The organism is Virgibacillus sp. W0181, from assembly GCF_051846915.1.
Classification (GTDB): Bacteria; Bacillota; Bacilli; order Bacillales; family Amphibacillaceae; genus JBPYCR01.
The window spans coordinates 1-5,235 of record NZ_JBPYCR010000064.1 but is presented as its reverse complement, the minus strand read 5'-3'; the positions used below and the strand labels follow the sequence as shown (position 1 = coordinate 5,235).

Annotated in this window: 3 protein-coding genes; 2 read left to right on the top strand and 1 reads right to left on the bottom strand. The window is 39.9% G+C overall.

Features of this window, described 5'->3' with window-relative positions:
• A partial coding sequence (locus ACLIBG_RS15390) for a DUF4372 domain-containing protein (RefSeq protein ID WP_439312565.1) occupies nucleotides 1-469 on the bottom strand: 469 nt, incomplete at its 3' end.
• Nucleotides 470-1,198: 729 nt separating this feature from the next.
• Here ACLIBG_RS15390 and pnp point away from each other — a divergent pair.
• Both pnp and ltrA read left to right on the top strand, forming a co-directional pair.
• Entirely contained in the window at nucleotides 1,199-3,316 is a 2,118-nt protein-coding gene (gene pnp, locus ACLIBG_RS15385) for a polyribonucleotide nucleotidyltransferase (RefSeq protein ID WP_439313641.1), read from the top strand.
• Between the two features lie 563 nt (nucleotides 3,317-3,879).
• Entirely contained in the window at nucleotides 3,880-5,154 is a 1,275-nt protein-coding gene (gene ltrA / locus ACLIBG_RS15380; protein WP_439311076.1) for a group II intron reverse transcriptase/maturase, read from the top strand.
• The last annotated feature ends 81 nt before the right edge of the window (nucleotides 5,155-5,235 follow it).

Sequence of the window (5,235 nt, the reverse complement as noted above, 5' to 3'; positions counted from 1 at the left end):
CCATGAATACAAGCCGTAAATGTAGTTTGACACCCGCTTTTGTTTTCCGAAACTTCGCCCACTTATAATGCGTTAGATTAAGTGGCAGCGTACTTGAATCAATGATTTTCAATGGCACCCGCTGGGTGCAACTGTGGTGATAACTTTTGATTTGTGCCACCAAATCCATAAAAATTGTCGCAAGAATCGATGGATCCATTTCATTATTTTTACGGGATAACTGCGAAGCACTGATCGATGCAAACCCAAGTTCTTGTTGTAGTTCCCCATTCAAAAGCGCATCACTCATTGCATGCAGACTTTCCGTTTCATGTAGCTGCGCTAGCAGCATCATCTTAATGTAGGAAGCAGTGGTTAACTTCTTTGTGTAATGATCTTGTTTGGTTAAACTTACGTGCTCATCCAATTTTTTAAAATTAATAGGGCTTATCCATTTACCAAATGATGATTTTCGTGTATTCTTGTCCATATCTGTTATCCTTTGTAATGGGATTTGGACAGGAACCACCTGTCTCTCCATTATAAAGGATTTTTTATTGGAGAAAAAGTAAATTACTGATCATTGGGAATATTGGTAATTATTTGTTTTAATTAATGCAACGCTAGTGACATTAGATATAAATTGCGACGTAACCTGCAGGTAGTAATTGTCTTGTCGCTACGGAAATATACTGCGCTTTCCGCGGGCGGCTGGTGAGCCTCCTCGTGCTTCCGCACTGTGGGGTCTCACCGATGCCTTTCCTCCCGCTGGAGTCTCCGTATATTTCCTTCGCTAGTGAGGGTTTCCATAATAGCACATCTGAACTGCATAATTGCACTATTAAAGATGGTTGTTTGGAGCGGAGGGCAGTTGACTCCAGCGGGAAAAGCAACAGCTGAAAATCCCGCAGGAAGCGGTTTTTGCTTCCGAGGAAGTTGAAGCGTTGCCCGCGGAAAGCAACTGTCCGCAGCGTAAAACAACCTACCGGTCGTCACAGTTTACATCGACTACGAACAAAGCAATAAACTATGAAAAAACAGCCATCAGAAAAGACTCTCATAAATGAAAGATCTTCACCCTACCTTTTCCAACGTCTTGTTAACCATTCGATCAGTTGTATAATAATAGACAACATCATCTTTATACATAAAATTTACATTTTTGATTGTAACCTATAAAATAAGGGTAGAATGTTGTATTGAAAGGAGCACTAAAATTATGTCTGGTGAAAAACAACTATTTTCCACAGAAATCGGCGGGAATAAATTTACTGTCGAAATTGGAGAATTTGCCAAGCAGTCAAATGGCGCTTGCATGATTCATTACGGGGATACATCTGTATTATCTGTAGCAACAGCATCAAAGGAACCGAAAGATTTACCTTTTTTTCCATTAACAGTTAACTATGAGGAGAGACTTTACGCTGTTGGGAAAATACCCGGTGGATTTATAAAAAGAGAAGGACGTCCAAGCGAAAAAGCGGTCTTAACATCACGCTTAATTGATCGTCCCATTCGCCCATTATTTCCGGATGGTTTTAGAAACGAAGTTCAAGTTATTAGTACCGTTATGAGTGTTGATCAAGATAGCTCTTCGGAAATAGCAGCGATGATTGGTTCATCGATTGCACTATCGGTTTCCGATATTCCATTCGATGGCCCAATAGCAGGGGTTAAAATTGGTCGTATCGACGGCGAATTTATTATTAATCCAACTATCGAACAGCAAGAATCAAGTGATATTGATTTAACAGTGGCCGGTACAAAAGATGCTATTAACATGGTTGAAGCTGGTGCAGACGAAATTGAAGAAGCTATTATATTAGAAGCGATTATGTTTGGTCATGAAGAGATTAAACGCCTTGTACAGTTTCAAGAGGAAATTGTAGCAGCAACTGGTGTGGAAAAATCAGATATTACTGTTTTTGAAACAGACGAAGAAATTGCTGCTAAAGTAGAACAAGCTTTTAAAGATGAGTTAATAGCTGCTATTCAAGTAATTGAAAAGCATGAACGTGAAGAGGCTATTAGCAAAGTGAAAGATGCTGCATTGGAAAGCTTCGATGAAGAAGATGAAACGGTTATTAAACAAGTTAAATCTGTGTTGGACAAGATGGTAAAAGAAGAAGTCCGGCGCTTGATCACCCAGGAAAAAGTTCGCCCGGACGGCCGGAAACCAGATGAAATTCGTCCGCTAGCTTCGAGAATTAATGTATTGCAGCGCACACATGGTTCGGGACTTTTTACACGTGGACAAACTCAAGTACTCAGTATATGCACACTTGGAGCGCTTGGTGATGTACAAATATTGGATGGTCTAGACTTGGAAGAGTCTAAACGTTTTATGCACCATTATAACTTTCCACGATATAGCGTTGGAGAAACAGGACCGATTCGCGGGCCGGGACGCCGGGAAATTGGGCATGGCGCATTAGGAGAAAGAGCTCTTGAAAAGGTAATCCCGTCTGATAAAGATTTTCCTTATACAATCCGACTTGTATCGGAAGTGCTTGAATCGAACGGGTCTTCTTCACAAGCAAGTATTTGCGCTAGTACACTTGCTATGATGGATGCTGGAGTACCAATTAAGGCACCTGTAGCCGGTATTGCTATGGGACTTGTGAAAACCGGAGAAGATTATTCTATCTTAACGGATATTCAAGGAATGGAAGATGCACTTGGTGATATGGACTTTAAAGTTGCCGGTACTGAAAAAGGGATTACCGCGTTACAAATGGATATTAAAATTGAAGGACTGTCAAAAGAAATTTTAGAAGAATCGTTGTCACAGGCTAAGAAAGGCCGAATGGCAATATTGAATTCGATGATAGAAACGATTGGGGAACCTAAATCGGAATTATCACAATATGCACCGAAAATATTAACAATGAAAATTAACCCGGATAAAATTCGTGATGTTATCGGACCGAGCGGTAAACAAATTAACCAAATCATTGATGAAACCGGTGTGAAAATTGATATTGAACAAGATGGCAGTGTCTTTATATCCTCAACAGATGCTAGCATGAATGAAAAGACCAAAAAGATTATTGAAGATCTAGTTAGAGAAGTAGAAACAGGTCAAATGTATTTGGGGACAGTGAAGCGAATTGAAAAGTTTGGAGCTTTTGTTGAATTATTCAAAGGAAAAGACGGTTTGGTCCACATTTCCGAACTTGCAGAAAGCAGGACAAACAAAGTAGAAGATGTTGTTGCCATTGGTGATAAAATCATGGTTAAAGTAAAAGAGATCGATAATCAGGGACGGGTAAATTTATCCCGAAAAGCTGTTCTAAAGGAAGAAAGAGAAAATAAAGAAAAAGCCAAAACAAAATAAATTTTATAATAAGACGAGAAGCTGGAATGCCAGTTTCTTTTTTATTGTGCGCCAGGCATGGCGACTATCTAGGTGGTGAAAGTCCACTGTGGAGGTACACATCAACCAGCCACTAGAGAAGCGCAAGGCGCTTGCCGTGAGGCAAGAGCTGAAGGAAGCGTGTATCAAAATCTTGGCCCGACGAACAGAAATCTGATATCAAGGCTTTATGGAAGGATAAGGCTCCAATACAAGTCGAAGTCCAAAAGATGTGCGTAATTCTATAAAGTAAATCAGACGGGTAAAAGAGGAAAGATAGTCGTCTTACCCTGGGAGATCTCGCGAACAGTTGAGGAGTCCCCTAATAAGAAAACTGGTCGAAAAAGGTTTATCGTGAGAAGTCAGCCGAAGCCATAGTAATGATGCAAATCATGAAGGGCTGAACGATTTATAGTGTTTCTAACGCCATAGATGCGTGAGAGATAAACTTCAGAATATGTTAATGAGGAAAGTATGAGCGTATCTCAAAGGATACTCAAAAGAGAAGTGTCTCTCATTACAGAAAGGACCGGGAAGAAACGAGTATGGAACTTTTAGAGGAAATTCTAAGTAACAATAATATGAATGAAGCCTACAAACAAGTGTATCGAAATAAAGGTGCAAGTGGTGTAGATGGCGTAGCGATTGATGACCTAGCACATCATCTCTACAAACATAAAGATGAACTGCGAAGCCAAATCCGGAAAAGAAAGTATCAACCAATGCCTGCGCTACGAGTGGAGATACCCAAAGACAATGGCAAGATGCGTAAACTAGGTATTCCAACGGTCGTGGATAGGGTGGTACAACAGGCTATCAGCCAAAAACTTAGCCCTATATTTGAAAAGCAATTCAGCGAATATAGTTTTGGCTTCAGGCCAAGAAGAAGTTGCGAAATGGCAGTGACTCAAGCGCTGGAATATATGAATGATGGATATAGTTGGTTAGTGGATATTGACTTGGAAAGGTTCTTTGACACAGTTCACCATGATAAGCTGATGAGGATTATTTCTCACACCATTAAAGATGGCGATGTCATATCTCTTATCCGAAAATACCTTGTAAGTGGTGTCATGGTCAATGGAAAATATGAAGATACACCAATCGGAACACCGCAAGGTGGGAACCTTAGTCCGCTTTTAAGTAACATCATGTTGAATGAGCTGGATAAGGAACTAGAATCAAGAGGGCTGCACTTCGTTAGATATGCAGATGATAGTATCATCTTTGTTAGAAGTGAAAAAGCAGCAAATCGTGTGCTGGCTTCTATTACGAAATTTATTGAAAAGAAGCTAGGATTGATTGTGAACATGGAGAAGAGTAAAATTTCCCGTCCCGGAAAAACAAAATTCTTGGGATTTGGATTCTACTATGACTCAAATAAAAAGAAATATCAACCAAGACCACATCAGCAATCCATTCAGAAATTCCAAAGAAGGCTTAGACAACTAACCAAACGCAACCATAGCATATCTTTGGATGAGAGAATCATTAAACTAAAGCAAGTCATCCAGGGATGGATTAACTATTTCAAAATAGCCAACATGAAATCGACACTTGGAACAATAGATGCAAAATTGCGCTCTAGAATTCGAGTTATTATTTGGAAACAGTGGAAGAACAATAAAAAGAGAATAAAATCTCTTGTACAACTTGGAATTCCAGAGGAGGAAGCCAAAGGCTTAACCTATTGTCGAAAAGGTTATCGATTCATAGGACTATCAAAAGTGGTCCATAAGGCTTTATCCAACAAACGCCTAAGGCAAAGAGGAATTCCCTTTGCCCTAGACCACTATCTAAAAGTACACACTGTAATATAAATCGAACCGCCGTATACGGAGCCGTTTGTACGGTGGTGTGAGAGGGGTGGAAAATTATTTAATTTTCTCCTCTACTCGATT

Excerpts from the sequence above, each read along its gene's own strand:
- pnp (WP_439313641.1), top strand. The coding sequence starts at position 1,199 with ATGTCTGGTGAAAAACAACTATTTTCCACAGAAATCGGCGGGAATAAA.
- ltrA (WP_439311076.1), top strand. The coding sequence starts at position 3,880 with ATGGAACTTTTAGAGGAAATTCTAAGTAACAATAATATGAATGAAGCC.